This is a genomic window from Pedococcus dokdonensis (genome assembly GCF_900104525.1).
GTDB classification, from domain to species: domain Bacteria; phylum Actinomycetota; class Actinomycetes; order Actinomycetales; family Dermatophilaceae; genus Pedococcus; species Pedococcus dokdonensis.
In genome coordinates this window covers 927,763-952,794 of the sequence record NZ_LT629711.1, presented here as the reverse complement: position 1 = coordinate 952,794, position 25,032 = coordinate 927,763, and the positions used below count along the sequence as shown (strand labels likewise).

At 71.6% G+C, this 25,032-nt stretch carries 24 protein-coding genes; 8 read left to right on the top strand and 16 right to left on the bottom strand.

All coding sequences use genetic code 11. The features are described 5' to 3' along the window. Nucleotides 1–40: 40 nt before the first annotated feature. Both BLQ34_RS04645 and BLQ34_RS04640 read right to left on the bottom strand, forming a co-directional pair. Complete coding sequence (locus tag BLQ34_RS04645; RefSeq protein WP_091782147.1) at nt 41–1,135, bottom strand: class I SAM-dependent methyltransferase; 1,095 nt, start codon at nt 1,133–1,135, stop codon at nt 41–43. A 138-nt stretch (nt 1,136–1,273) separates the two neighbouring features. Beyond that, the gene (locus tag BLQ34_RS04640) at nt 1,274–2,812 is read right to left on the bottom strand and encodes a LuxR family transcriptional regulator (protein WP_157692902.1); all 1,539 of its coding nucleotides are present in this window, start codon (nt 2,810–2,812) and stop codon (nt 1,274–1,276) included. A 118-nt stretch (nt 2,813–2,930) separates the two neighbouring features. Between BLQ34_RS04640 and kynU the strand changes: the two genes are divergently transcribed. Further along, nucleotides 2,931–4,166 (top strand): kynureninase, encoded by a 1,236-nt coding sequence (gene kynU / locus BLQ34_RS04635; RefSeq protein ID WP_091782141.1) that lies wholly within the window; start codon nt 2,931–2,933, stop codon nt 4,164–4,166. A gap of 21 nt (nt 4,167–4,187) precedes the next feature. On the opposite strand, the gene pdxS is transcribed toward kynU, so the two are convergent. The 6 genes from pdxS to BLQ34_RS04605 form a co-directional block, all read right to left on the bottom strand. After that, nucleotides 4,188–5,099: a pyridoxal 5'-phosphate synthase lyase subunit PdxS gene (gene pdxS / locus BLQ34_RS04630; protein WP_091782138.1), complete on the bottom strand. Its 912-nt coding sequence runs from the start codon at nt 5,097–5,099 to the stop codon at nt 4,188–4,190. Between the two features lie 513 nt (nt 5,100–5,612). Next, nucleotides 5,613–6,200 carry a hypothetical protein gene (locus BLQ34_RS04625; RefSeq protein ID WP_172829354.1) on the bottom strand — a complete coding sequence of 196 codons (588 nt, stop codon included), beginning with the start codon at nt 6,198–6,200 and terminating at the stop codon, nt 5,613–5,615. Beyond that, nucleotides 6,200–7,387, bottom strand: coding sequence for a glycosyltransferase family 4 protein (locus BLQ34_RS04620; protein WP_091789275.1), 1,188 nt, complete (start codon nt 7,385–7,387; stop codon nt 6,200–6,202). The genes BLQ34_RS04625 and BLQ34_RS04620 overlap by 1 nt, the downstream gene beginning before the upstream one ends. Beyond that, nucleotides 7,384–8,328 carry a phosphatidylinositol mannoside acyltransferase gene (locus tag BLQ34_RS04615; RefSeq protein ID WP_091782136.1) on the bottom strand — a complete coding sequence of 315 codons (945 nt, stop codon included), beginning with the start codon at nt 8,326–8,328 and terminating at the stop codon, nt 7,384–7,386. Before BLQ34_RS04615 ends, BLQ34_RS04620 begins: the two co-directional genes overlap by 4 nt. A 27-nt stretch (nt 8,329–8,355) precedes the next feature. Further along, on the bottom strand, nt 8,356–8,970 hold the full coding sequence (gene pgsA, locus BLQ34_RS04610) for a phosphatidylinositol phosphate synthase (RefSeq protein WP_091782118.1): 615 nt from the start codon (nt 8,968–8,970) through the stop codon (nt 8,356–8,358). A 7-nt stretch (nt 8,971–8,977) separates the two neighbouring features. Further along, entirely contained in the window at nt 8,978–9,427 is a 450-nt protein-coding gene (locus tag BLQ34_RS04605; RefSeq protein WP_091782115.1) for a thiol-disulfide oxidoreductase DCC family protein, read from the bottom strand. A gap of 36 nt (nt 9,428–9,463) precedes the next feature. On the opposite strand from BLQ34_RS04605, the gene BLQ34_RS04600 reads away from it, so the two are divergent. Together BLQ34_RS04600 and BLQ34_RS04595 are read left to right on the top strand one after the other, a co-directional pair. Further along, nucleotides 9,464–9,952, top strand: coding sequence for a hypothetical protein (locus BLQ34_RS04600; RefSeq protein ID WP_157692901.1), 489 nt, complete (start codon nt 9,464–9,466; stop codon nt 9,950–9,952). Continuing rightward, nucleotides 9,949–10,824: a hypothetical protein gene (locus tag BLQ34_RS04595; RefSeq protein ID WP_197674774.1), complete on the top strand. Its 876-nt coding sequence runs from the start codon at nt 9,949–9,951 to the stop codon at nt 10,822–10,824. Before BLQ34_RS04600 ends, BLQ34_RS04595 begins: the two co-directional genes overlap by 4 nt. Here the strand turns inward: BLQ34_RS04595 and BLQ34_RS04590 are convergent. After that, complete coding sequence (locus BLQ34_RS04590; protein WP_091782109.1) at nt 10,721–11,290, bottom strand: HIT family protein; 570 nt, start codon at nt 11,288–11,290, stop codon at nt 10,721–10,723. The two genes, BLQ34_RS04595 and BLQ34_RS04590, sit on opposite strands and share 104 nt — an antisense overlap. 90 nt (nt 11,291–11,380) lie before the next feature. On the opposite strand from BLQ34_RS04590, the gene BLQ34_RS04585 reads away from it, so the two are divergent. Beyond that, a complete protein-coding gene (locus BLQ34_RS04585) occupies nt 11,381–11,764 on the top strand; it encodes a hypothetical protein (RefSeq protein WP_091782106.1) in 384 nt (127 codons plus the stop codon). Here BLQ34_RS04585 and thrS read toward each other — a convergent pair. After that, the gene (thrS, locus tag BLQ34_RS04580) at nt 11,755–13,740 is read right to left on the bottom strand and encodes a threonine--tRNA ligase (RefSeq protein WP_091782103.1); all 1,986 of its coding nucleotides are present in this window, start codon (nt 13,738–13,740) and stop codon (nt 11,755–11,757) included. The two genes, BLQ34_RS04585 and thrS, sit on opposite strands and share 10 nt — an antisense overlap. A gap of 120 nt (nt 13,741–13,860) precedes the next feature. Further along, nucleotides 13,861–14,565 carry a GOLPH3/VPS74 family protein gene (locus BLQ34_RS04575; protein WP_091782101.1) on the bottom strand — a complete coding sequence of 235 codons (705 nt, stop codon included), beginning with the start codon at nt 14,563–14,565 and terminating at the stop codon, nt 13,861–13,863. Between the two features lie 74 nt (nt 14,566–14,639). On the opposite strand from BLQ34_RS04575, the gene BLQ34_RS04570 reads away from it, so the two are divergent. After that, on the top strand, nt 14,640–15,296 hold the full coding sequence (locus BLQ34_RS04570; protein ID WP_091782098.1) for an NAD(P)H-binding protein: 657 nt from the start codon (nt 14,640–14,642) through the stop codon (nt 15,294–15,296). Continuing rightward, nucleotides 15,293–15,808 (top strand): GNAT family N-acetyltransferase, encoded by a 516-nt coding sequence (locus tag BLQ34_RS04565; RefSeq protein ID WP_091782095.1) that lies wholly within the window; start codon nt 15,293–15,295, stop codon nt 15,806–15,808. The genes BLQ34_RS04570 and BLQ34_RS04565 overlap by 4 nt, the downstream gene beginning before the upstream one ends. A gap of 18 nt (nt 15,809–15,826) precedes the next feature. Here the strand turns inward: BLQ34_RS04565 and BLQ34_RS04560 are convergent, their stop codons facing one another. From BLQ34_RS04560 to BLQ34_RS04550, 3 genes are read right to left on the bottom strand one after another with little or no spacing between them, the layout of a single operon-like run. Next, nucleotides 15,827–16,675 (bottom strand): MaoC/PaaZ C-terminal domain-containing protein, encoded by an 849-nt coding sequence (locus BLQ34_RS04560; RefSeq protein ID WP_091782092.1) that lies wholly within the window; start codon nt 16,673–16,675, stop codon nt 15,827–15,829. Nucleotide 16,676: 1 nt separating this feature from the next. Continuing rightward, nucleotides 16,677–18,020 (bottom strand): 3-oxoacyl-ACP reductase, encoded by a 1,344-nt coding sequence (locus BLQ34_RS04555; protein ID WP_091782089.1) that lies wholly within the window; start codon nt 18,018–18,020, stop codon nt 16,677–16,679. Next, the gene (locus tag BLQ34_RS04550; RefSeq protein WP_091782086.1) at nt 18,020–19,333 is read right to left on the bottom strand and encodes an acetyl-CoA C-acetyltransferase; all 1,314 of its coding nucleotides are present in this window, start codon (nt 19,331–19,333) and stop codon (nt 18,020–18,022) included. The genes BLQ34_RS04555 and BLQ34_RS04550 overlap by 1 nt, the downstream gene beginning before the upstream one ends. An 89-nt stretch (nt 19,334–19,422) precedes the next feature. Here BLQ34_RS04550 and BLQ34_RS04545 point away from each other — a divergent pair, with 89 nt between their 5' ends. Both BLQ34_RS04545 and BLQ34_RS04540 read left to right on the top strand, forming a co-directional pair. Then, nucleotides 19,423–20,097 (top strand): TetR family transcriptional regulator, encoded by a 675-nt coding sequence (locus BLQ34_RS04545; RefSeq protein ID WP_091782083.1) that lies wholly within the window; start codon nt 19,423–19,425, stop codon nt 20,095–20,097. A gap of 68 nt (nt 20,098–20,165) precedes the next feature. After that, a complete protein-coding gene (locus BLQ34_RS04540; RefSeq protein WP_091782080.1) occupies nt 20,166–22,082 on the top strand; it encodes an acyl-CoA dehydrogenase family protein in 1,917 nt (638 codons plus the stop codon). 204 nt (nt 22,083–22,286) lie between these two features. Here BLQ34_RS04540 and BLQ34_RS04535 read toward each other — a convergent pair whose 3' ends face one another. Together BLQ34_RS04535 and BLQ34_RS04530 are read right to left on the bottom strand one after the other, a co-directional pair. After that, the gene (locus tag BLQ34_RS04535; RefSeq protein ID WP_091782077.1) at nt 22,287–23,591 is read right to left on the bottom strand and encodes an SAM-dependent methyltransferase; all 1,305 of its coding nucleotides are present in this window, start codon (nt 23,589–23,591) and stop codon (nt 22,287–22,289) included. A gap of 2 nt (nt 23,592–23,593) precedes the next feature. Further along, the gene (locus tag BLQ34_RS04530; RefSeq protein ID WP_231961443.1) at nt 23,594–25,012 is read right to left on the bottom strand and encodes an FAD-binding oxidoreductase; all 1,419 of its coding nucleotides are present in this window, start codon (nt 25,010–25,012) and stop codon (nt 23,594–23,596) included. Nucleotides 25,013–25,032: the final 20 nt, after the last annotated feature.

Sequence of the window (25,032 nt, the reverse complement as noted above, 5' to 3'; positions counted from 1 at the left end):
TCGCTGCCGAGGGCCCAGCGCGTCACCGCCGACAGACCCTCTACCGCCGCGCCACGAAGTAGGCGTTGAACGGGTCGGCCTCGAGGTCGTGCTGCTCCACGTCGCTGAAACCCGCCTCGTGCAGCATCTGGGTGGCGAGCTCGGTGCCCCACACGGTGCCCAGCCCGTCGCCGCCCTGCCCGAGCGACACCGACATGCAGTGCACCGTCGAGACGGCGTAGAGGAAGCTCGCCCACGGGAGGTCGAGGTTGTCCTCGAGGTGGCTGGACGCCTTGATGTCGACCATCAGGAAGGTGCCACCCGGGCGCAGCGAGCGGTGGATGTTGGCCAGGACGGTGGCCGGGTGGGCCTGGTCATGGATGGCGTCGAACGCCGTGACCAGGTCGTAGGAGGACTCCTGCGCCTCCCCCGCCACGTCGCAGTCGACGAACGTCGCGTTGGTCAGGCCCCAGGCCGCCGCCTCCGCCCGCGCGGGCACGAGCGCCTCCGGGCTGAAGTCGAAGCCCCAGAACCGGCTGTTCGGGAACTCGCGGGCGAGCAGGTTCACCGCGTGGCCCTCACCACAGCCGATGTCGGCGACGTCGATGCCCGCCCGCAGCCGGTCGACGATCCCGGTGAGCGGGACGATCGTCTCGACCAGGGACGCGTCGTTGACCGCCGCGCTGTCCGCGGCCTGCGCGTCGTGGAACCCCGGGTAGTCGGAGTACCTCAGCCCTCCGCCGGTGCGGAAGGTCTCGATCACCTGCGGGGTGACCTGGCCCATCAGGGTGATCAGGCCCATCGTGCGGGCGATGTTGTCGACCCCCGTCCCGGTGAGGAACGGTGCGTGGTCGGGGCTGATCCGGTAGAGCCTGCCCTGCGGCTCGTACTCCACCCAGCCGGCGGTGACGACGCCACCGAGCCACTCGCGGACGTACCGCTCGGTCAGTCCCGCCGCGTCGGCCACCTGCGCGCTGGTCGCCCAGGGCAGGGTCGTGAGGACGTCGAACAGGCCCAGCTGGTGGCCGATGCTGCCCAGCACGTTGATCGCGCCGTCGTTGAGGACCTGCACCATCCGCTCGGCAACGGCGGCCTGGTCGTCCCCGGTGGTCGTGGTCGGATCGGTCGTGACGACCGGTTCGTCGAGTGTGGTCATGACGGGCTCCCTGTGGTTGCGTTGCCGCTCCCCGGTGGTGCGGTCTGGTGGCTTCGACGCTAGGAGCGCGAGTGGCCACGCCGCGTCGGGCGGATCGTGCAGATCGACTCGTCACCGATGGTGCGGATGCTGCAGACCTCAGGCCGGCTCGCGGGCGGCGATGCCGTGCGCCCGCGCCCACGACGCCGCCGCGGTGCGGGTGCTCACGCCTGCCTTGACGTAGATGTTGGCCAGGTGTCGTCCGACCGTCTTGTCACTGATGAAGAGGGCACTGGCGACCTCGCGGTTGCTCGCGCCCGACGCGATGCACGCCAGCACCTCGACCTCGCGAGGCGTCAGGCCCGCGGGCAGCGTCGGGCGGGACAGCCGCTGCAGGTCGTCCACGGCCCCCAGCTGGCGGTAGATCTCGGCAGCGCAGGCGCGTTCGGCCGCCGCAGCGGGCTCGTGGCCCATCAACCGGTGTGCGTCGGCGAGCCCTTCGTGCACCTGGGCGCTCGCGTGGCGGAAGCGCTGGTCACGGTAGACCTGGGCGGCCACCTCGAGGTGCGGCAGCGCCTCCTCGGGTCGCGACTGGGAGAGGAGCACGGCGGCCCGCGCTCGCGCGGCACCAGCCAGCATGCCCGGTGTGCCGTACCGGGCACCGGTGGCCTCCGCTTCGTCGGCCAGCGCCTGCGCGTACGCCGGGTCGCCGGCCTCCAGGGCGAGGGCGACGGCGGTGGGGAGCAACCGGGCCCGCTCGAGCCGGCCACGCTGGCCCAGGCTGGCGCGCAGCGAGGCCAGACCGGCCGCGGCGCCGGACCGGTCGCGGGTGAGCAGGGCGAGGCCGGGTTGCGGGTCGACACCCAGGGCCAGCGCGGCGTCGAACGCCTCCCTGGCGGCGTCGGCCTGACCGCGCAGACGCCGGACCTCGCCGAGCTCGTGGTAGCCGGCCCCGGCGAGCCACCCGTGCGAGCCGACCAGTCCGTCGCTGCGGCGGCCGAGCTCGGACTCGACCAGGTCCCAGCCACCCTCCGCCGCGATCAGCTGGAGCTGGTGGATGCGGGTGACGCCGGCATACATGAAGGTCTCGGACTGGGGCCTCGCCCACCGGTCCAGGGCATCGGTCCAGGACCGCATCCGCGCGAGGTCACCGAGACCTTCACAGAGGTGGATCACCGAGCAGTAGATGTCACCGGACCACAGCGGCGGCACCTGGCCGGCGAGGACGGGCAGCATCGCCTCGTCGAGGTCGCCGAACCCCTCGCGCGGGTGGCCCTCGCGCACGGCGGCCGCCCCGGACAACACCAGGGCGAAGCAGCCCAGCGCGGGGTCGTCGAAGCGGCTGGCCATCTCGGCGAGTGCGGCAGCCATCTCGCGAGCCGGTGCGGGGTCACCCTCGGCGTCCATCGCGATCGTCGCCTCGAGGTAGGCCAGGTAGCCGTGGTCGGCCGATGCGGGCAGGGTGGCCAGCAGCTTGCGGGCCCGGTTGAGCCAGCCCGACGCCACGTCGAGGTCGCCACGGGTGGCCCACTCGAGGACGAGGGTGATCGCCTGGTGCGCCGCACCGGCCGGGTCGCCGGCGTCCAGCCGCCGCCGGTAGACCTGCTCGGACGCGGCCATCGAGGCAGCGCCGTCGCCCCGCCACCAGGCCTGGTCGGCCTCGCGCTCGAGCTCCTCGATGGTGGGCGCACCCGCCATGTCCACCTCCCGGTCCACGTCCGGTCCGCATCCCAGCGTCAGGGTACGCCGCACGTCCCCGGAATCCGTCGGGTCAGGGCCCTGACATCGGGGGACCGGGCGCCGATAGGTTGCGGACATGACCGACCTCGCCGCCCGCGCCCGCGACCTCGACGACCAGCACTCCGCCACCGACCGCCGCAGTGCCTTCCGCATCCCCGAGGGAGTGATCTACCTCGACGGCAACTCGCTCGGCGCCCTGTCGGTCGCCGCGGCCGAGACGGCTGCCGACGTCGTGGCCCGACAGTGGGGCGAGCAGCTCATCCGGGCCTGGAACGAGTCCGACTGGTGGGGGGCTCCCGAGCGGGTGGGCGACCGCATCGGGGAGCTCGTCGGCGCCGCGCCCGGACAGGTCGTCGTCACCGACTCGACGTCGATCAACCTGTTCAAGACCATCGTCGCCGCCTCGCGGATGCGACCCGGTCGCAGCACGGTGCTGACCGACCCCGACTCGTTCCCGACCGACGTCTACATCGCGCGCTCGGCCTGCGACCTGCTCGGCCTGACCCTGGAGCTGGTGCCGACGCCCGACGCCCCGGCCCGGATCGCCGAGCTGGGCGACTCGCTGGCCCTGGCGGCCTACTCCCAGGTCGACTACCGGACCGGCGAGCAGTGGGACCTCCCGGCCCTGACCCGCGCCGCGCACGACGTCGGGGCCCTGGTCTGCTGGGACCTCTGCCACTCGGCCGGCGCGATGCCGGTCGGGCTCGACGAGGGCGGGGCCGATCTCGCCGTGGGGTGCGGCTACAAGTACCTCAGCGGCGGCCCCGGCGCCCCTGCCTTCGTCTACGTGCGCCGCGAACACCTGCCGAGCTTCGAGAACGTCCTGTCCGGCTGGCAGGGCCACGCCAACCCGTTCGGGATGTCCACCGACTACGACCCGGCCGCGACGATCACGCGGGCCCGGGTCGGCACGGCCCCGCTGCTCAGCCTGCTGACGATGGAAGGCGCGCTGACGGCATACGACGGCTTGTCGATCGAGGACGTGCGGGCCCGCTCGCTGTCGCTGACCGGGCTCTTCATCGAGGCGCTCGACGCCCTGGGCGTCGACCTGCCGCTGGCCACCCCGCGCGAGGAGGCGCGGCGGGGCTCACAGGTGAGCCTGCGACACCCCGAGGCGTATGCCGTGGTGCAGGCGCTGATCGCCCGTGGCGTGATCGGCGACTTCCGGGAGACCGACATCGTGCGGCTCGGCTTCAGCCCCCTCTACCTGTCGCACGCCGACGTCGTGGCCGCGGCCGAGCACGTCGCGGCAGTGCTTGAGGGGCGCGAGTTCGAGCGGGACGAGTTCCGCGCCCGCAGCACCGTCACCTGACGGCACCGCGGGCGCGGCAGGTCACCAGCCGCGCTCGGCGAGGCGGTGCGGCTCGGGGATCTCGTCGACGTTGATGCCGACCATCGCCTCGCCCAGGCCGCGCGAGACCTTGGCGATCACGTCGGGGTCGTCGAAGAAGGTGGTCGCCTTGACGATCGCCTCGGCGCGCTGGGCGGGGTTGCCGGACTTGAAGATGCCCGAGCCGACGAAGACACCCTCGGCGCCGAGCTGCATCATCATCGCCGCGTCCGCCGGGGTCGCGATCCCACCGGCGGTGAACAGCACGACCGGGAGCTTGCCGAGCTCGGCGACCTCCTTGACCAGCTCGTAGGGGGCCTGCAGCTCCTTGGCCGCGACGAACAGCTCGTCCTCGGGCAGCCCCTGGAGACGGCGGATCTGCTGGCGGATCTGGCGCATGTGGGTCGTCGCGTTGGAGACGTCACCGGTGCCCGCCTCACCCTTGGAGCGGATCATCGCCGCACCCTCGGTGATGCGGCGCAGGGCCTCGCCGAGGTTGGTCGCGCCACAGACGAAGGGGACGGTGAAGTTCCACTTGTCGATGTGGTTGGCGTAGTCGGCGGGGGTGAGGACCTCGGACTCGTCGATGTAGTCGACCCCGAGCGACTGGAGCACCTGGGCCTCGACGAAGTGGCCGATGCGGGCCTTGGCCATCACCGGGATCGAGACGGCCTCGATGATGCCGTCGATCATGTCGGGGTCGGACATCCGGGACACGCCACCCTGGGCGCGGATGTCGGCCGGGACCCGCTCGAGGGCCATCACGGCGACGGCGCCGGCGTCCTCGGCGATCTTGGCCTGCTCGGCGTTGACGACGTCCATGATGACGCCGCCCTTGAGCATCTCGGCCATGCCGCGCTTGACGCGCGAGGTGCCGGTGGTGGGCTGGCTGGTGGTGGTGCTGTCCGCGGACATGGGTCACTCCAACTGAGGTGCAGGGCGCAGCGCAGGGGACGCGCTTCGCAGCCGAGTTTAGTGGGTTGCGACGGCGCCCCCGACCGCCCCTCACCCCTTCCGCACTTCTGGCCAGGTATGCCGGGCGCCCGCCCCCAGAGGCGCCTCTCGTGCCGCACCAGTGGCCAGAGGACGTGGGTGGTGCCGACTTCTGGCCAGGTATGCCGGGCGCCCGCCCCCGGAAGCGCCTCCCGTGCCGCACCAGTGGCCAGAGGACGTGGGTGGTGCCGACTTCTGGCCAGGTATGCCGGGCGCCCGCCCCCGGAAGCGCCTCCCGTGCCGCACCAGTGGCCAGAGGACGTGGGTGGTGCCGACTTCTGGCCAGGTATGCCGGGCGCCCGCCCCCGGAGGCGCCTCCCGTGCCGCACCAGTGGCCAGAGGACGTGGGTGGTGCCCACTTCTGGCCAGGTATGCCGGGCGCCCGCCCCCGGAGGCGCCTCCCGTGCCGCACCAGTGGCCAGAAGTGCGAGTGGGTCAGTCGCGGACGGCCGGGGGCAGCTCGTCGTCGAACTCCACGGTGCGGGGCAGGTCGGCGTGCCCGGCCAGGCGGAACAGCCGCACCACTGGCTTGCGTCGCACCCGGCGGACGTCGGTGACGGCGTCGTTCAGGAACCGCCGAGCGAGCTGCACCCGCACGCCGGCGGCCTCGACCCGCTGCAGGGCGCTGGCCCCCAACCCGTCGCTGTCCTCCGCGCGCAGTCCGGCCACCACGTCGGGCGTCAGCGCCGCCTGGAGAGCCTCGGTCAGGTCGCTCTCGAGCCCTTCCCGCGCCCCGAACCTCTGCCCGTCCAACAGGTCGTCCTCGATCGCCCGCTCGTTGTGGGCCTCGAGCGACTCCGACGCCGCGCCGGCGAGCATCAACGCGCTGGCTGGGTCGACCGCCCCCGAGTTCGCCAGCTCAAGCGTCGCCTCGGCCCGGCGCACCAGCTGGGCGTCGAGCGCCGAGAGCGCGCCCTCGGCGCGGGTGTGCAGCCGGTCGAGCCGGGCCGCGCTGTAGGACAGGTACCAGGCGACGCCCAACAGCACCGCCACCACCACGACACCCCAGGTCAGCGAGTCCATCAGTTCTCCCCTCCTCGCCGGCCGCGCAGCAGCCGGGTCCACCGGGTGTCCGCCCCGGCGTCGGCACGCGCCTCGTCGGCACCGTGGGTGACGGTGTCGTAGACCGCCATCACGTCCTCGGCGACCACCGACCAGTCGAACACCCACGCGCGCTGGTGCCCGGCCTCGCCCAGTCGCTCGCGCTCGGCGCGGTCGCCCAGCAGCCGCACGAGGTGGCGGGCCAGGTCGTCGCCGTCCTCGTTGGCGAACGTGCATCCCGCTCGACCCCCGTCCAGCACCCGCACGAACGCCGGCAGGTCACTGGCCACGACCGGGGCCCCCGCGCTCATCGCCTCGACGAGGACGATGCCGAAGCTCTCGCCGCCGGTGTGCGGCGCGACGTAGACGTCGACCGACGACAGCAACGCCGCCTTGTCCTCGTCGCTGACCATGCCGAGGAACTCGGTCGCCGCGGCCACGGCCGGATCGAGCCGCTCGCGGGCCGCCTCGACGTCTCCGGGCCCGGCGACCAGCACGCGCGCTCCCGGGTGCGCCGCCAGCACCGTGGGCATCGCGGCGGCCAGCACCGGTAGGCCCTTGCGGGGCTCGTCGATGCGACCGAGGAAGGCGATGGTGGGAGCCGCGTCGGTCCCGGTCCAGCGCGGGTCGGGTGCGGCATCGGCGAACCGCGACACGTTGACACCGTTGGGGATCACGACCGCGTCACCACCGAGGTGGGTGGTGACCGTGCGTCGCGCGTCCTCCGACACGGCGATGCGGCCGTTGATCTTCTCCAGGCTCGGGCGCAGCAGCGGGTATGCCGCCTGCATGGCTCGCGATCGCAGGTTCGACGTGTGGAACGTGGCCACGACCGGCCCTTCGGCCGACCAGAGGGCCAGCAGCGCGATGCTGGGGGTGACCGGCTCATGGATGTGCAGGACGTCGAAGTCGCCGGCCTCCAGCCACCGGCCCACCCGAGCAGCGGTGAGCGGCCCGAAGTTCAGCCGTGCGACCGAACCGTTGTAGCGCACGGGCACCGCGCGCCCCACCGACTCGACGTACTGCGGCAGCGGGGTGTCTTCGTCGGCCGGCGCCAGGACCGACGCGTGGTGCCCCTGCCCGAGGAAGTGCTCGGCCAGGTCGCGGACGTGGAACTGCACCCCGCCGGGCACGTCGAACGAGTAGGGGCAGACGATCCCGATCCTCACGGCCACTCCCCTGGCGCCCGACCCGGTCGGGGCTCGAGGTCGTCGAGGAAGACTCGCTGCAACATGTGCCAGTCGGCGGTGTGCTCGACGATCGCTGCACCGAGCGCGTCGGCGCACGCCTGGGTCATCGCCACCGCCTTGGCGCGGGTCGCGCCCGTCGTCGGCACCTCGACCCGCTCGTGGAAGGTGATGACGGTCCGGTGCTTCCAGCTGGGCCGTTCGAGTCGCTCGTAGTGGATCGACACCGGGAACAGCGCGGCACCCGTGGCCAGCGACAGCGCGGCCGGACCGGCCGCCATCTTGGAGCGGTGCCCGAGCAGGTCCACCTCGACCCCGCGGTCGGTCAGGTCACGGTCTGCGAGCAACGGCATGAGCACCGGCTTGGTGAGGTGGCCGCGCAGCTGCGCGAAGACGTCCCCGCCGCCGGTGAGCGGCAGGATCGTCATGCCGAGCGACTCGCGGAAGGCGAGGAACTCGGCATACACCTCCTCGGGCTCGAGCCGCTCCGCAACGGTGACGACCGGAGCGATGGCGGTCGTGCCCCACGCGCCGGCGAGGTCCCAGTTTCCGAGGTGGCCGAGGAAGCAGACGACAGGCCGGCCTGCGGCCAGCTCCGCCCGGACGGGACCGTCGCCCTCGACGCGCACCGATGCGACGATCTCCGCCTGGCTGCGGTCGGGCAGCCGGAAGGCTTCGCAGTAGTAGCGCAGGTAGGAGCGCATGCCCTCCTTGACCAGGGCGTCGAGCTCTGCCGCCGAGAGCTCGGGGCGCGCCCTGGCGTAGTTGCTGCGCAGCCGCCGCACACCCTTGCCGCCCCGTGCGGTGGTGAGGTCGGCGAGCTGCTCGAAGACCGTGAGTGCCGTCCGCTCGGGGAGCCGGCGCACGGTGCCCCACCCCAGGCGGTAGCCGCTGACGGCGAGCAGGTCGCCAAGGCTGGTCATCGTGGGCCGGTCATGACGAGGCGGCGCTCAGGAGACCTGGCCGAGCGCCTGCTGGCGCACGAGCAGCATCCGCTGGAGCACGGTCACGAAGCTGGCGATGAGGAGCAGGGCCAGCACGATGGTGAGGACCACCTCCGGCAGGCCGAGGCCGACCAGCCCGGTCGTGACCAGGGTGGCGACGAGTCGGTCGGCCCGCTCGGCGATGCCGACGTTCGCGGTGAACCCGAGCCCCTCGGCGCGGGCCTTGGCGTAGGACACGACGCTGCCGAGGATGAGGCAGGCCAGCGCGAGCCCGGCCATCAGGAAGTCGTCACCGCCACCGGCGTACCAGAGGACGAGGCCGCCGAAGATCGCGGAGTCACCCACCCGGTCGAGCGTGGAGTCGAGGTAGGCGCCCCACTTGCCCGACCGGTGGGACATCCGCGCCATGACGCCGTCCACCGTGTCGGAGAAGACGAATGCGGTGATGACGATGGTGCCCCAGAAGAACTCGTGCCGGGGGTAGAACGCCAGCGCGCCCACGCACACGCCGAGCGTGCCGACGATCGTCACCACGTCGGGGCTGATCCCCAGCTTGAGGAAGAGCCGGGCGACGGGGGTGAAGATCTTCGTGAAGAGGGCGCGTGCGTACTTGTTGAGCATGGTGGGGTCAGCCTACTGAGGCTGAGCCCTTGGTCCCGGCCGCCGGGCCGTCGGACAGGTGGGTGGGCGCGCAGGCGGGGGTGCCTCCGGGCAGGGCGTAACGGTGGTCGGCCACCCAGGTGTAGACCTTGCCGGCCACCCAGCTGATGCCCGGCAGCGCGATGAGGTGGCCGAGCGGCCGCCACGGCGGGGCGCCGTGCTTGAGCCCTTCGGCGATGGCGAACTGGGCGGCCGCCACGGTGCCGTCGCGACGCACGAACTGGGCCGCTTCGATGCAGTCGGCCTCGGTGAGCCCGAAGCGCGCGAGGTCGACCTGCTGCCAGGGTGCGATGTCGTAGCGGTCGCGGCGGTCGACCCAGCGTGTCGCGAACCGAGCGCTGGTCGTGCAGAACCCGCAGTCACCGTCGAAGATGAGCAGTCCCCGCTGGGGGGAAGATCCGTCCGTGGCAGCGTGCATGGCTCCAGTCTGACAGCCGCGTGAGAGCATGCCCGCGTGAGGGGGACGAGCCGGTCGTGGGGTCCGTATGCCGTGCTGTGGCGGCTCGGGGTCAGCGCGGCGGTCGTGACCACGGTCTGCCTGGGCACCTGGGTGGGCAACGACGACTGGTGGCCGTTCGCGCCGATGTCGCAGTACGCCTTCTCGGTGCGCAACGACGGCGTCATCAACTCACTGACGATGGACGCCCTCACCGTCGACGGCGACGTGGTCCGCGTGCCGCTGTCGAAGGAGATGATCGGCATCGAGCGGGCCGAGATCGAGGGCCAGGCACCGCGGATCATCGCCCACCCGGAGCTGTTGCAGGACATCGCGGTGCTGCACTCCCGCCGACTGCCCCACGAGGCCGCGTACGCGGAGATCTACCTGCGCAACACCTCCACCCAGATCGGCACCGGGGCGGCGACGATCTACACGCTCGCCCGGTGGCAGGTGCGTGATCCCGTGCACCCGAAGCCCTCCGGGCTCCCCGGGGGCGCTCGGTGAACCGGGTGGAGCGGTTCCTGGCACCGGAGATCTCGTTGGCCAGGGTCGCCTGGCTGCGCATCGCCGTCTACGCCTTCGTCTGGCTCGACCTCCTCTGGATCGTGACCGACCCGATCCCCCACGGCGACGTGCCGCCGAGCCTCTACCGCGGGCTCGAGGTGCGCTCGCTGCTGCACCTGCCGGCGCCCTCGCACGTCTACGTGCGGGTGCTGCTCGGGCTCATCCTGGTGAGCTCTGCCGTTGCCGTCACCGGTCGGCTCCCCCGGCTGGCCGGGTGGGTGTGCGCGGTGGGGATGCTCGACTGGGTCAGCAACGCGTTCGCGTACTCCAAGGTCGACCACGACCACTTCGCGCTGATCGTCGCCCTGTTCGTGCTGCCGACCGTCGGGCGAGCCCGGCTGGCCGACGTCGACGTGCGGTCGCAGGCGGCTGGCTGGGCGATCCGGATGGTGCAGCTCGGCGCGGTGTCGGTCTACTGGCTGTCGGCCAGCGCCAAGATGCGGTTCGGGGGCTGGGGCTGGGCCAACGGTGCCACCCTGATCTGGGCGCTGACCCGGCGCCCCAACGGCATCGGCCCGTGGGTCGGGTCGCACCCGACGCTCACCCACGCACTGCAGTGGGTCGTGCTGGTCGCCGAGTTCTGTTCACCGGTCCTGCTGTGGCTGAGGGGCAGGCCCTTGTATGCCGCGTTGCTCTTCTGGGCGGGCTTCCACCTGAGCACCTACGTGCTGCTCAAGATCCACTTCCTGCCGCTGGTGGTCTGCCTGCTCAGCTTCCTGCCGCTGGAGCGGCTCCCCCACCCGGCCACGCTGCGACGATCCGTGCGCGCACGTCTTCGAGGAGCATCGGCAGCGCCTTCGTCTGGCCGATGACCGGCAGGAAGTTGGCGTCCCCGCCCCACCGCGGGACGACATGCTGGTGCAGGTGCGCCTGCACCCCCGCACCGGCCACGGCGCCCTGGTTCATCCCGATGTTGTAGCCGTGTGGACCGGACGCGGCGTCGATCGCCGCGATGACCTGCTTGGTCAGGCGGGTGAACTCGGCGGTCTCCTCGTCGGTCAGGTCGACGTAGAGCGACACGTGGCGGTAGGGGCAGACCAGCACGTGCCCCGGGTTGTAGGGGAACAGGTTCATCACGACGTAGCACGTCTCGCCCCGGTGCACGACCAGGCCGTCGCGGTCGTCCTTGCCCGGAGCCGCGCAGAAGGGGCACCCGTCGCCGGCGTCGTCGCTCGGCCGCTCCCCCGTCACGTAGGCCATCCGGTGCGGGGTCCACAGCCGCTCGAAACCATCGCGCGCCCCCGCGAAGTCCGTGTCGGGCTCCATCGCGTCGCTCATGCGGCGATCCTATGAGGCTGGCCCACGGGCGCATCCCGCCCCTCGGTGCCGGGGCGACGCGACACGTGCGGCACGACATACTCGACGACCGTGTCGGACCACCCCCGTCCTGCCCCCTGGACCACCACCGGACACGGCACCGCGCCCGATGGCCGTCCGGTCACGGTGGTCGAGGACTCCGCGCCCACCCGGTGGGGCGCGGTCGGGTATGCCGTGCGCTCGCTGATCGACGATGGCCACCTCGAGGTGACCGTCACCCTGCCGCAGTCGGCTCCGGCTCACACCTGGCTGCGGTTGCGGCTCCCGCGCGGTCACCGGATCGAGTCGGCCACGCTGGACGGTCGGGCGATCGAGGTGGACCGGGCCCGCGAGGCGGTCCGGGTGACCGTGAGCGGACAGCCGACGGGCCCGGCCCACCTGCTGGTGACGACCGGGCCCGACGAGGGCGCTGCAGAGGCCGCGGCTCAGACCTGAGCGCGGGAGGCGACGGCCTCGAGGACCTCGGCGATCGCCTCGTCGATCGGCACGCCGTTCTTCTGCTCGCCATTGCGGTAGCGGAACGACACGGCGTTCTTGGCCCGGTCCTCGTCGCCGGCGATGAGGACGAACGGCACCTTGGCCTTGGAGGCGTTGCGGATCTTCTTCGGGAAGCGGTCGTCGCTCTCGTCGAGCTCGACGCGGATCCCCTTCGCCTTCATCTGCGACAGGACGTCCCACAGGTAGTCGTTGTACTCGTCGGCGACCGGGACGCCGAGCACCTGCACCGGAGACAGCCAGACCGGGAAGGCCCCCGCGTAGTGCTCCACCAGCACGCCGATGAAGCGCTCGATCGAGCCGAACTTGGCCGAGTGGATCATCACCGGCTGCTTGCGGGTGCCGTCCGACGCCTGGTACTCGAGCCCGAACCGCTCGGGCTGGTTGAAGTCGTACTGGATGGTCGACATCTGCCAGGTGCGGCCGATCGCGTCGCGGGCCTGGACCGAGATCTTCGGGCCGTAGTAGGCCGCGCCACCCGGGTCGGGCACCAGCTCGAGCCCGGACTCGGTGGCCACCTGCTCGAGCACCGAGGTCGCAACCTCCCACTGCTCGTCGGAACCGATGAACTTGTCCTTCTTGTCGCCCTCGGTGTCACGGGTCGACAGCTCGAGGTAGAAGTCGTCGAGGCCGAAGTCGCGGAACAGGCCGAGGCAGAAGTCGAGCAGGTGCTTGATCTCGGCCGGCGCCTGCTCGGCGGTGACGTAGGAGTGCGAGTCGTCCTGGGTCATGCCCCGGACGCGGGTCAGGCCGTGCACGACGCCGGACTTCTCGAACCGGTAGACCGAGCCGAACTCGAACAGCCGCAGGGGCAGCTCGCGGTAGGACCGGCCGCGCGAGCGGAAGATCAGGTTGTGCATCGGGCAGTTCATCGCCTTGAGGCGGTACTCGGTGCCCTCGAACTCCATCGGCGGGAACATGGTGTCCGCGTAGTAGGGCAGGTGCCCCGAGGTGTGGAACAGCCCGTCCTTGCTGATGTGCGGGGTCCCGACGTACTCGAAGCCCTCCTCGATGTGCCGACGGCGGACGTAGTCCTCCATCTCGCGCTTGATGATCCCGCCCTTGGGGTGGAACACCGCCAGCCCGGAGCCGAGCTCGTCCGGGAAGCTGAACAGGTCGAGCTCGGCGCCCAGCTTGCGGTGGTCGCGCTTCTCGGCCTCGGCGAGCCGGTCGAGGTAGGCCTTCAGGTCGTCCTTGCTGGCCCACGCGGTGCCGTAGACCCGCTGGAGCTGCGGGTTCTTCTCGCTGCCGCGCCAGTAGGCGCCGCCGCTGCGCATCAGCTTGAAGGCGTTGCCCAGCACCTTGGTCGACGGCACGTGCGGGCCACGGCAGAGGTCGCCCCAGGCCCGCGAACCGTCGCGCTTCAGGTTGTCGTAGATGGTCAGCTGGGCGCCGCCCACCTCGACGTCGGCACCTTCGGCGGCATCCCCCGCCGCGCCGCCCTTGAGGCCGATCAGCTCGATCTTGAAGGGCTCGTCGGCCAGCTCGACGGCAGCAGCCTCGTCGCTGACCTCGCGACGGACGAAGGTCTGGCCCTCGTTGACGATCCGCTGCATGACCTTTTCGAGGGCCTTGAGGTCCTCCGGGGTGAACGGCTCGGCGACGTCGAAGTCGTAGTAGAAGCCGTCGCGGACCGGTGGGCCGATGCCCAGCTTCGCCTTCGGGTTGACCTCCTGGACCGCTTGCGCCAGCACGTGGGCCGCGCTGTGCCGCAACACGTCGAGGCCGTCCTGCTCCTGCGCGGTCACCGGCTCGACGGAGTCGCCGTCGGTCAGGACGTGCGCGAGGTCTCGCAGCTCACCGTTGACTCGCGCGACCAGGACGGCGCGGTCACCCTCGAACAGGTCGGCGGCAGTCGTCTGCTCCGGCACCGATCGCTCGTCTCCAGCGACGTTGACGGTGATCTGGGCAGACACGGTGGCTTCTCCTGCTGTTCGGTGGGTGGGACGTGCGGATGCCGCGCGCGGAAGTCCGCTGACGGCATACCGATGCTATCGGCCGCCTCGTGGCGTCCGCGCGCGAGTTGTGCGTGCGGGTCAGCCGCTGCCAGAGCTGGCCGCCACGGTCGTGGCCACGATCGCCGCGGTGATCGCCGTCTGCACGTCCTGGATGGCCCTGCGCACGGCCTCGGAGCCCCAGTCGCCGTGGGCGACCGCCTTGCCCCGTGCCTGGATGTCCCGCTTGCGCTGCTCAGGGAAGAGCTTGGGCAGCAGGTCGACGGAATAGACCAGCGCCACCAGCGCACCGGTCCGCTCATCGGGGTCGGCACCGTCCACCACCGTTGCCCGCACCCGCTCGAGGACCTCCTGCCGCACGGCCGGGTCGGCCAGCGGCCACGAGGTGGTGGGAAACAGCCCCAGCACCTTGCCCTCCTGACGGACCACCACACCTTGGGCGACCAGGTCACCCATCACGGCGTCCTTGATCTCCCCCGCACGGTTCCGCCAGGCGCTCGCACCGCCGATCCGACCCACCGCGTCCTTCGGCTTGCGGTCGTGAGACATCTCGACCACCTGGGCCAGCAGTGGGTCGGAGACGTGGCGGGTGGTGCGCACCAGTCGCCCGGGCTTGAACTCCGGGTCGCCCGGCTCGGTGAGGCGCAGCGCACCGTCGAGGGTGAGGTCGACGATCGCCGCCCCGGCCACGGCGGCCTTCAGCTTGGTGCTGTCGATCAGCGCCTTGCCGTCCTCGTCACTGTGGGCGAGCAACAGGAACTCGGCGGTCAGCGGTTGTGGCGTCATGGCTCCCACTGTACGAAGGGCGTCAGCGGTCCTTCAGCCTCCGAGGCATCGGGGGCTGGTGGTAGACAGAGCGCATGATCGTCGTCATCGCCGGAGGGCACGGCCAGATCGCGCAGCACCTCGAGCGGCTGCTCTCGGAGGCCGGCCACGAGCCAGTGGGTCTGGTGCGCAACCCCGACCACCTGGCCGACCTCGCCAAGCTGGGTGCCCGCGGGGAGGTGGTGGACCTGGAGAAGGCGACCGTCGACCAGCTGGCCGCAGCCGTCGCCGGTGCCGACGCCGTGGTGTTCGCCGCCGGCGCCGGCCCCGGGAGTGGGGCCGAGCGCAAAGAGAGCGTCGACCGCGCCGCGGCGGCGCTGCTGGCCGATGCCGCCGAGCAGGCCGGGGTGACCCGCTACGTCATGGTGTCGGCAATGGGCACCGAGGGCGCCGACCCCGACAGCGACGACGTGTTCCAGGTCTACCTGCGGGCCAAGGGGGCGGCCGACGACGACCTCCGGGCACGACAGGGGCTCGAGTGGACGGTGGTGCGGCCCGGTCGGCTCACCGACGACGAGCCGAGCGGGCGGGTCAAGCTCGGCGAGCAGCTCGACCCTGGGTCGGTCACCCGTCGCGACGTGGCCGCCGTGCTGGCCGAGCTGCTCGTCACGGGCCACGGACGCGGCCGGACCGTGGACCTGGTGGACGGCAAGGTGCCGGTGGCCGAGGCCGTGGCGGCGCTCGGCTCGTGACTGCTTCGACCACCGGCAGCCGGCCGGGCCCCGCCGGTGACTGGGCCGTCGAGCGAGTCGCGTTCGCTGACACCCGGGTCCAGGCACTCGTGACCGAGGTGCAGGCCTACTACGTCCAGATCTACGGCGGGCCCGACGACTCCCCCGTCGACCCCACGGAGTTCGACCCCCCGCTGGGCCACTTCCTGCTCGGGCTGCTGGACGGCTCCCCCGTGGCGATGGGCGGGTGGCGCAGACGGCCCGAGCTCGACGAGCTGGTCGGCGGGCGGTGTGCCGAGGTGAAGCGGATGTTCGTGTCCCCCACCCTCCGGCGGCGCGGTCTGGCCCGCTTGCTGCTCACCGCTCTCGAGGACTCCGCCCGCGACGCCGACGTCGAGGTGCTGGCCCTCGAGACGGGCAGCGTGCAGACCGAGGCGATCGCGCTCTACGAGTCGGCCGGCTACCAGCCGACGGCACGGTTCGGGCACTACGCCGACTCCGAGCTGGCCCGCTACTACGCCAAGCGCCTGTGACCGCGCGGGTGCCGCGCGTCAGTGCTCGAGGGTCAGGGTGAGGTGGGTCGTCGAGGGGTCCTTCGCCGACCGCAGACCAGCGACGGTCACAGCGTCCGAGTCGTCGACCACCAGCTCCACGGTGCTGGGCAGCAGCACCGGCTTGGCGAACCACACGTGTGAGGTCCCCGCATCCGCGGTGTGCGGACCCAGCGCGGCCAGGGTGCGGGCCGCGGTCCACATCCCGTGGGCGATCGCCCTCGGGAACCCCATCGCCTTGGCTGTCAGCGCGTGCAGGTGGATCGGGTTGACGTCACCGGACACCGCGGCGTAGGCGCGGCCCTGGCCCTCGGGCACCCGGACGACGCCGGCGGGCGCCCGGTCGGGCAAGGGCGGCGCCTGGGCGCCCCGCGCGGCCTCGTGGTCGCTGCGACCGCGGCGCAAGTAGGTGCTGCGCCCCTGCCAGACCCGCTCTCCGTCGACGACGACCTCGGTGACCAGGTCGACGAGGCGCCCTTTCGGGTGGGGCCGGAGGTGCTCGGCGTGCACGGTGAGGTCGAGCCGGTCGTCGGCGGTGAGTCGACGGTGCACGGTGATGGTGTTCTCGAGGTGCACGAGCCCGGGCAACGGGAGCGGGAACGACCGGTCGGCCATCAGGGCGACCTGGAGGGGGAAGCCGAGCACATGGGGGTAGGTGTGGGGCAGCACGTCGCCGCCGCCGAAGCCACAGACCCGCTCGTAGGCGAGCAGGCGGTCGCGGTCGATGACGACGCCCTCGCGGTGCAGGGCCACGTCAGGCAGGTCGCCCCGACGGCCGCGCTGCGTGAGGGCGGCCTTGGCGAACAACGGTGCGAGTGCGGGCGACTCGGTGAGGGTGCGGACCGGCACGTCAGGCTCCGAGCAGGCTCTGGCCGCAGACCCGCACGACGTTGCCGGTCACGCCCGCGTTGGCGTCCTGGCTGAACCAGGCGATCGTCTCGGCGACGTCGACGGGCAGGCCGCCCTGGTTGAGGGAGTTGAGGAGTCGCCCGACCTCCCGCGTCGCGAACGGGACCTTGGCCGTCATCTCGGTCTCGATGAAACCGGGGGCCACGGCGTTGACGGTGATGCCACGAGTCCTGAGCTGCGGGTCTGCGGAGAGCGCATCGACCAGGCCGATCACCCCGGCCTTCGACGCCCCGTAGTTGGTCTGACCGCGGTTGCCGGCGATCCCGGCGATCGACGAGACGAGCACGACGTGCCCCCCGTCGCGGACACCACCCTCGGCGAGCAGCACCTCGTTCATCCTCAGGATCGAGCCCAGGTTGACGTCGATCACCGACGCCCACCGAGCCTCGTCCATGTTGGCGAGCAGCTTGTCCCGGGTGATGCCGGCGTTGTGCACCACGATGTCGAGGCCGCCGTGGCGTGCGCTGGCATGGTCGAGGATCTGTCGTCCCGCATCGGGTGCGGTGACATCGAGCTGCAGCGCCGTGCCGCCGACGCGGTTGGCGGTGCGGGCCAACGAGTCACCGGCTGCCGGGATGTCGACGCACACGACCGTGGCGCCGTCGCGGGCCAGCACGTCGGCGATCGACGCGCCGATCCCGCGGGCCGCGCCGGTCACGACCGCGACCTTGCCCGCCAGCGGCTTCGCCCAGTCGGCGGGCTCGGACGGAGCACCTGCGCCGACCCGCACCACTTGACCATCGACGTATGCCGCGCGGCCGGACAGCATGAAGCGCACCGCCGCGTCGGCGTTCGCCTCGGCACCATCAGCGACGAGGACGAGGTTGGCGGTGGCACCAGCACGCAGCTCCTTGCCGATCGAGCGGGTGATGCCCTCGAGGGCGCGACGGGTCGCAGCCTGTGCGAAACCGTTGGCACTGCTCGGGTCTCGGCCGATCACGATCACCCGGCCACTGGGGCGCAGGCCTTTGATTGCCGGGGCCACGAGGGCGCGCAGCGCGTCGAGGTCGTGGGGCTCGGCGGCCTCGGTGAGATCTGCCACGACAGCCGCGACCCGGTCGCCGTCGGCCAGCGAGTCGAGGGTGTCGATGCCCTCGCTCGCGAGCAGCTTGCCCACCCGAGCGGCCAGCGGGGCCGACCCGAGTCCACCGACGAGGACGGCGCCGTCGATGAGCGGTGCGCCCACGGCATACCGGCGCAGGGCGGTGGGGCGGGGCAGCCCCAGCTGCTTCGCGAGGCGCTTGCCGACCGGGCTGTTGACGAAGCCTGCGTAGGTGCCCGGCATCAGGCGGCCTCGAGGATCGCCATGACGCCCTGGCCGCCGGCGGCGCAGATCGAGATGAGTCCGCGGGAGCCGGTCCCCTTCTCGTGCAACATCTTCGCCAGTGAGGCAACGATTCGGGCGCCGGTCGCGGCGAAGGGGTGACCCGCCGCGAGCGACGAGCCGTTGACGTTGAGCTTGCTGCGGTCGAGGGCTCCGATCGGGGCATCGAGACCGAGCCGGTCGCGGCAGAACTCCTCACTCTCCCAGGCGGCCAAGGTGGTCAGCACGGTCGCGGCGAAGGCCTCGTGGATCTCGACGAGGTCGAAGTCCTGGAGCTTCATGCCCTGGCGCTCCAGCAGGTGGGGCAGCGCATAGGCGGGGGCCATGAGCAGACCCTCGTGACCGGTGACGTAGTCGACCGCCGCGGTCTGGGCGTCGACGAGGTGTGCCAGCACGGGCAGCCCGTGCTCCTCGGCCCAGGCGTCGGAGCCGAGCAGCACCGCGGAGGCGCCGTCGGTGAGGGGGGTGGAGTTGCCGGCTGTCATGGTCGCGCCCTCGCCCCGGCCGAAGACCGGCTTGAGCGTGGCGAGCTTCTCGACGGTGGAGTCGGCACGCAGGTTCTGGTCGCGGGTCTGGCCGAGGAACGGCGTCATCAGGTCGTCGAAGAAGCCGCGCTCGTAGGCGGCCGCGAGGTTGTGGTGGGACGCCGCGGCGATCTCGTCCTGGGCCTCGCGGCTGATTCCCCACTGCTTGGCGGTCTGGGCCATGTGCTCGCCCATCGACAGCCCGGTGCGCGGTTCGACGTTGCGCGGGATCTCGGGCACGAGCTGGCCGGGTCGCAGGCCAGCGAGGGCCCTGGCGCGCTGGCCGGGCGTCTTGGCACGGTTGAGGGCGAGCAGGGTCTCGCGCAAGCCTTCGTTGACCGCGATCGGGGCGTCGGAGGCCGAGTCGCTGCCGCCGGCGATGCCTGACTCGAGCTGGCCGAGGGCGATCTTGTTGCCGACGAGGATGGTGGCCTCGAGACCGGTGCCGCACGCCTGCTGGATGTCGTAGGCCGGAGTGCGGGCCGACAGGCTGGACCCCAGCACCGACTCGCGGGCCAGGTTGAAGTCGCGCGAGTGCTTCAGGACCGCGCCCGCCGCGACCTCGCCGACCTGCTCCCCCGCCAGTCCGTACCGAGCCACGAGCCCTTCGATGGCGGCGGTCAGCATGTCCTGGTTGGACGCCTTCGCGTACGCGCCGTTCTGGCGCGCGAAGGGGATGCGGTTGCCCCCGATGACGGCGGCCCGGCGGGGCGCGCCCGAGGACTGCGGGGACTTGCTTGACGTGGCCACGAGGCGCTCCTGGGAATGGTCGGGCTGTGGGTCAGATAACTGATACGGACAGTAGCAGGTACGCCGAGTACCTGCTACCGTCCCGGGTTGTGACCACGAGCACGCAGTCCGCAGGCCCGGCCCCGGACGGCCGCAGCACCCGGTGGGACGAGCACCGGGCGACGCGCCGCCGCGAGCTGGTCGACGCCACCCTGCGTGCAGTGCGCCAGCACGGCGCCGGGGTCGGGATGGACGACATCGCGGCCGTGGCCGGCACCTCGAAGACCGTGATCTACCGGCACTTCACCGACCGACAGGGGTTGTATGCCGCGGTGTCCGAAAGCGTCGACGCCCTGATCCTGCGCAACCTGGCCGTCGCGACCGGTGCCGCCGGCAACGACCTGACCAGCGCCGACTCGTCGCCGCGCGGCCTGATCGCCGGGGCCATCGACGCCTACCTCACGTTGGTGGAGAAGGACCCCGAGGTCTACCGGTTCGTCGTCACCGCTCCCCTGCTCGACCAGTCGTCCGGCGACCCGGCGGCACCGGTCACCGGCCACATCGCGGCCCAGATGGCGCTGGTCATCACCGAGGCGCTGGACAGGGCGGGCCGCGACCCCGCACCCGCCCGGGTATGGGGCGCCGGTCTGGTGGGCATGGTCCGAGCGGCCGCCGACCAGTGGCTCGCCGATCCCGACGCGATGAGCCGCGGCGAGCTGACCGAGCACCTGACCGACCTGGCCTGGGGCGGCCTCTCCGCTGCCTGGCCCGACGAGACGCCCTGACGGCGCGCCCCGTTCTTCCCCGACCACCCCCGACCATCCCTGACCACCCCCCTGACGCAGGAGGACCCATGACGACCCTCGCCACCGCACTCCAGCACACCCTCGACGGGCGCTGGGCCGCGATCCGGGACGAGGCCCGCACCGACCTCGACCCCGAGCGGTTCGCCCCACCGACCGAGCCGCTCGACCTCGAGTCCTACCGCGCCCGCATCGCCGACCAGGTGCAGGCGCTGGCTGCGACGGGTCACGCCAAGCGTGGCTTTCCGAAGGCGATCGGCGGCAATGGCGACCTCGGCGGCTCGGTCACCGCGTTCGAGCTGCTCGGCCATGCCGACCTGTCGCTGATGGTCAAGGCCGGGGTGCACTGGGGTCTGTTCGGTGGCGCGGTGGCGAACCTCGGCACCGAGCGGCACCACACCGCATACCTGCCGTCGATCATCGACGCGAGCCTGCCGGGCTGCTTCGCGATGACCGAGACCGGGCACGGCTCCGACGTGCAGTCGCTCGGCACGACGGCGACGTACGACCCGGACACGGACGAGCTCGTCGTCAACACTCCTGACCTGCGCTCGCGCAAGGACTACATCGGCGGAGCGGCGCGCGACGGACGGATGGCCGCGGTCTTCGCGCAGCTGGTCACCGGCGACGAGAGCCACGGCGTGCACTGCGTGCTCGTGCCGATCCGCGACGAGGCCGGGAACGCCATGCCCGGCGTCACGATCGGGGACTGCGGCGCCAAGGCCGGGCTGCCGGGCGTGGACAACGGCCGCCTGACCTTCGACCACGTGCGGGTGCCGCGCACCAACCTGCTCAACCGCTACGGCGACATCGACGAGCAGGGCACCTACTCCTCCCCCATCGACAACCCGACGCGCCGCTTCTTCACCATGCTCGGGACCTTGGTGCGCGGGCGGATCAGCGTGGCGGGCGGGGCGGGCGCGGCCACTCGCACGGCGCTCACCCTCGCGGTGACGTATGCCGGGCACCGGCGCCAGTTCGCGCCGCCCGGTGGCACCGACGAGGTGATCCTGCTCGACTACCGGGTGCACCAGCGCAAGCTGCTGCCCGCGCTAGCGAAGTCGTATGCGTTGCAGTTCGCCCAGAACGAGCTGGTCTCGCTCATGCACGACGTGCAGTCGGCCGGCGACGCCGCCGACGAGCACCAGCAGCGCGAGCTCGAGGCCCGCGCGGCCGGCACCAAGGCCGTCGCGACCGCGCACGCGACCGCGACGATCCAGATGTGCCGCGAAGCGTGTGGTGGAGCCGGCTACCTGGCCGTCAACCGGCTGCCCCAGCTCAAGGCCGACAGCGACGTGTTCACCACGTTCGAGGGCGACAACACGGTGCTGCTGCAGCTCGTGGCGAAGGGGCTGCTCACCGACTACCGAGACGCGTTCGGTGACCTCGACACGCTGGGGATGGTGCGGTTCGGGGCACGGCAGTTCGCCGGGGCGGTGATCGAGCGGACCTCGGCGCGCGGCCTCATCCAGCGCCTGATCGACTCGGCTCCCGGACGCGACAGCGAGAAGGGCCCGACCGACCGCGGCTGGCAGCTCGACCTCTTCGAGGACCGCGAGAAGCACCTCGTCGAGACCCTGGCGCTGCGGCTGCGCAGGGCCGCCAAGCCGGACGCGGATGCCTTCGCCGTGTTCAACGACGCGCAGGACCACGTCATCGAGGCGGCCCGCGCCCACGTGGACCGCACGATCCTCGAGTCGTTCGTGGCCGCGATCGACGCGTGCGCGGATCCTGCTGCGGCACAGACCCTCTCGCGAGTCTGCGACCTCTACGCGCTGAGCAGCATCGAGGCCGACAAGGGCTGGTTCCTCGAGCACGGCCGGATCACCCCGGCCAGGTCGAAGCAGGTGACCGCCGCGGTCAACGACCTGTGCGCCGCCCTGCGCCCGCATGCCCAGGAGCTGGTGGACGCGTTCGGCATCCCGAAGGCCTGGCTCGGCACCGAGCTGCTCACCCCGCCGGTCTGAGCTCGACTTCTGGCCACCCATGCGGCACGCAGGCCGGGATCTCGGGTCTGCGTGCGCCATGCGTGGCCAGAGGTCGCAGAGGAGAGCGGGTATGACGGGTGGCTCAGTCGCCCGTGCCGCGCCGCCACCCCAGCGCTGTGTAGAAAGCCTCGGCCCGCTCGAGGTCGGCGACCCCGAGCGTGACCAGCGAAAGGCGTTGCTCCACTAAGCGGTCCACCACGGCCGCAGCGGCAGGTCGGCCTTGCCGCGCTCGTCGAGCTTCACCGCCAGCACCTGGTGCAGCTGCACGATGTTGCGGTCGAAGCCGAGCCGCGAGCCGGCCATGTAGAGGCCCCAGACGCGAGCCGTGGCCTCGCCGACCTCGGCGACGCAGGCATCCCAGTTGGCTTCGAGGTTGGCACACCAGCCCGCGAGGGTCTTGGCGTAGTGCTCGCGCAGGTTCTCCTCGTGGCGGACCTCGAGCCCAGCGTCCTGGGCTGCCGCGATGATCGTGCCGCTGCCGGTCAGCTCGCCGTCGGGGAAGACGTAGCGGTCGATGAACGCCCCTGTCGAGGTGCGCTTGTTGTCGGGGCGCGTGATGCAGTGGTTGAGCAGCAGGCCACCGGTGCGCAGGTGGTCCTTGATGAAGCCGAAGTAGGAGGGGTAGTTGCGGACCCCGATGTGCTCGGTGAGGCCGATCGACGAGATGGCGTCGAAGTCGGTCTCGCGGATGTCGCGGTAGTCGCTGTGGCGCACCTCGGCCAGGTCCTGCAGACCCTCGCGCTTGATCGCCTCCTGCGCCCAGCTCGCTTGCTCGGCCGAGAGGGTGGCGCCGATGACGTGCACGCCCTGCCGCGCGGCATACCGGACCATGCCTCCCCAGCCACAGCCGATGTCGAGCAGCCGGTCACCGGCCTTGAGGCGGAGCTTGTCGAAGACAAGTCGGTACTTGTTTTCCTGGGCCTCCTCGAGCGTCGCGCCGTCGGTCGGGTAGCAGGCGCAGGTGTAGGTCATCGACGGACCGAGGACGTACTCGTAGAACGTGTTGGAGACGTCGTAGTGGTGGTGGATCGCTTCGGCGTCCCGGGTCTTGCTGTGCCGCAAGCCTTCCGCGACCCGGCGCCAGCGGGGCAGCGCCTCCTGGGGCGGCGGCGGCGGCGGCTTCAGGAGCTCGACGCCGAGTGAGCGCGCGATGGCGGCGGCGGTGCGCGCAGGTGGCATCCGGAAGTGGACCTCACCCATCGCGTCGAGCAGCGGGTAGGGGTCACCGGGGTGGACGCCCATCAGGTCGAGGTCACCGGCGACGTAGGCCCGCGCCATACCCAGGTCGCCCGGGGCGGTGGCGAGGTAGCTGGCGCCGCGGGGTGTCTTGAGGTCGAGGCCGTAAGGCGCGTCCGCGGGCCCGGTCGACGAGCCGTCGAATGCGGTGAAGCGGAGGTTGAGGGCGTCGGCCGAGACGGCGTCGAGGATCTCGGCCATGGTCAGCTTGTCGGTCGAGCCGCGGTCGTCGGTCCGGTTGGTCCTGAGCATCGTCACTTGCGTTGCACCGCCTTGGAGTAGAGGTCGAGCAGTCGAGACTGGGGGTCGTAGCGGCGCTTGAGCTCCGCGTAGGTGTCGCCGCCGTAGAGACGCCAGAACTGGTCCTGGTCGTAGAAGGCGTCGGAGTAGAGGGACTTGTGGCCGTCGAGGGCGGTGACCTGCTCCTCGATCAGGCGGTTGGCCGCGCCGTCGGGCTCGCCGGGAGTCTTCGGGACACTGGACCAGAAGCCGACGTTGACGTAGGTCTCCCCCGGCTTCAGCGGGTAGAGAGGCCACTGGCCCCGGCTGCGCACCGGGCACAGCCAGATCGGCTCGATCGGGATCTCGCGCAGGAACCAGTGCACGAACTCGGCGGTCCGGCCGAGCGGCACCTCGATGTCCTGGACCACCCGCTCCCGCGGCGGGAGACCCTTGCGGGCCTCGAGCCGGTCGGCGATGGCGAAACGGTGGTCGAGCGCGATGAGCTTCCAGTAGAACGAGCTGCGACGGTAGCGACGCGGCCAGAGACGGCGGACGCGCGGGCGCTGGGCGCCGAACGCCCGGCTGCACCAGAACCAGTCGGTGTCCCAGCGCCAGAGGTAGTCGTGGGTGGTGAGCCGGTCGACCTTCGGCAGCGGGGAGTCGTGCTGGATCGAGCGGTAGTAGATGTCTTGCCCGGTGTAGTCGCTGACCGGGCCGGGTTGGGCGGTCTTGGTGCCGAGCGTGAGGTAGGACTCGGTGGCGCTGAACACGACACCGTCGAGGTAGTCGACACCCTGCCCCTCGTGCTGTCCGGTCTGGCAGATGTCTCCCATCGTGGCCACCAGGGACTCGAGGTCGTGGAAGCGCACGTGCCGCAGCGCGACGTAGTCGTCGACCGGCTCGAGGGCGATCCGCAGCCTGGTCGCATAACCAAGGGTGCCGTAGGAGTTGGGGAAGCCGTGGAAGAGGTCGGCGTGCTCGCCCTCGGGTCGGGCAGTGACGATCTCGCCGGCTCCGGTGAGGATGTCCATCTCCAGGACCGACTCGTGGGGCAGGCCGCTGCGGAACGACGTCGACTCGATGCCGAGGCCGGTCACCGCCCCGCCGAGGGTGATGGTCTTGAGCTGGGGCACGACCAGTGGCGCCAGCCCGTGCGGGAGGGTTGCCTCCACGAGGTGCTCGTAGGTGCACATGCCCTGCACGTCGGCGGTGCGCGCCTCCGGGTCGACCGAGATCACCCGGTCGAGCAGGCTGACGTCGAGCCCGGGCTGGTCGGTGCTGGCGCGGGCCCGGAAGAGGTTGGAGGTCTTCTTGGCCAACCGCACCGGCGCGTGCTGCGGGATGGCCGCGTAGCTCTCGGCGAGACGCTGGACCGCAAGGTCATGGCGCGCGCGGGCGTCGGTGGGGACGCTCGTGATCCGTCCCGCCCCTGCATCCACGAACTCAGGCACGACCCCGACCTTATGCCGCG

Coding starts and splice junctions, on each gene's coding strand:
- BLQ34_RS04645 (WP_091782147.1), bottom strand. CDS start 1,135: ATGACCACACTCGACGAACCGGTCGTCACGACCGATCCGACCACGACC.
- BLQ34_RS04640 (WP_157692902.1), bottom strand. CDS start 2,812: ATGGCGGGTGCGCCCACCATCGAGGAGCTCGAGCGCGAGGCCGACCAG.
- kynU (WP_091782141.1), top strand. CDS start 2,931: ATGACCGACCTCGCCGCCCGCGCCCGCGACCTCGACGACCAGCACTCC.
- pdxS (WP_091782138.1), bottom strand. CDS start 5,099: ATGTCCGCGGACAGCACCACCACCAGCCAGCCCACCACCGGCACCTCG.
- BLQ34_RS04625 (WP_172829354.1), bottom strand. CDS start 6,200: ATGGACTCGCTGACCTGGGGTGTCGTGGTGGTGGCGGTGCTGTTGGGC.
- BLQ34_RS04615 (WP_091782136.1), bottom strand. CDS start 8,328: ATGACCAGCCTTGGCGACCTGCTCGCCGTCAGCGGCTACCGCCTGGGG.
- pgsA (WP_091782118.1), bottom strand. CDS start 8,970: ATGCTCAACAAGTACGCACGCGCCCTCTTCACGAAGATCTTCACCCCC.
- BLQ34_RS04605 (WP_091782115.1), bottom strand. CDS start 9,427: ATGCACGCTGCCACGGACGGATCTTCCCCCCAGCGGGGACTGCTCATC.
- BLQ34_RS04590 (WP_091782109.1), bottom strand. CDS start 11,290: ATGAGCGACGCGATGGAGCCCGACACGGACTTCGCGGGGGCGCGCGAT.
- BLQ34_RS04575 (WP_091782101.1), bottom strand. CDS start 14,565: ATGACGCCACAACCGCTGACCGCCGAGTTCCTGTTGCTCGCCCACAGT.
- BLQ34_RS04570 (WP_091782098.1), top strand. CDS start 14,640: ATGATCGTCGTCATCGCCGGAGGGCACGGCCAGATCGCGCAGCACCTC.
- BLQ34_RS04555 (WP_091782089.1), bottom strand. CDS start 18,020: ATGCCGGGCACCTACGCAGGCTTCGTCAACAGCCCGGTCGGCAAGCGC.
- BLQ34_RS04540 (WP_091782080.1), top strand. CDS start 20,166: ATGACGACCCTCGCCACCGCACTCCAGCACACCCTCGACGGGCGCTGG.
- BLQ34_RS04535 (WP_091782077.1), bottom strand. CDS start 23,591: ATGCTCAGGACCAACCGGACCGACGACCGCGGCTCGACCGACAAGCTG.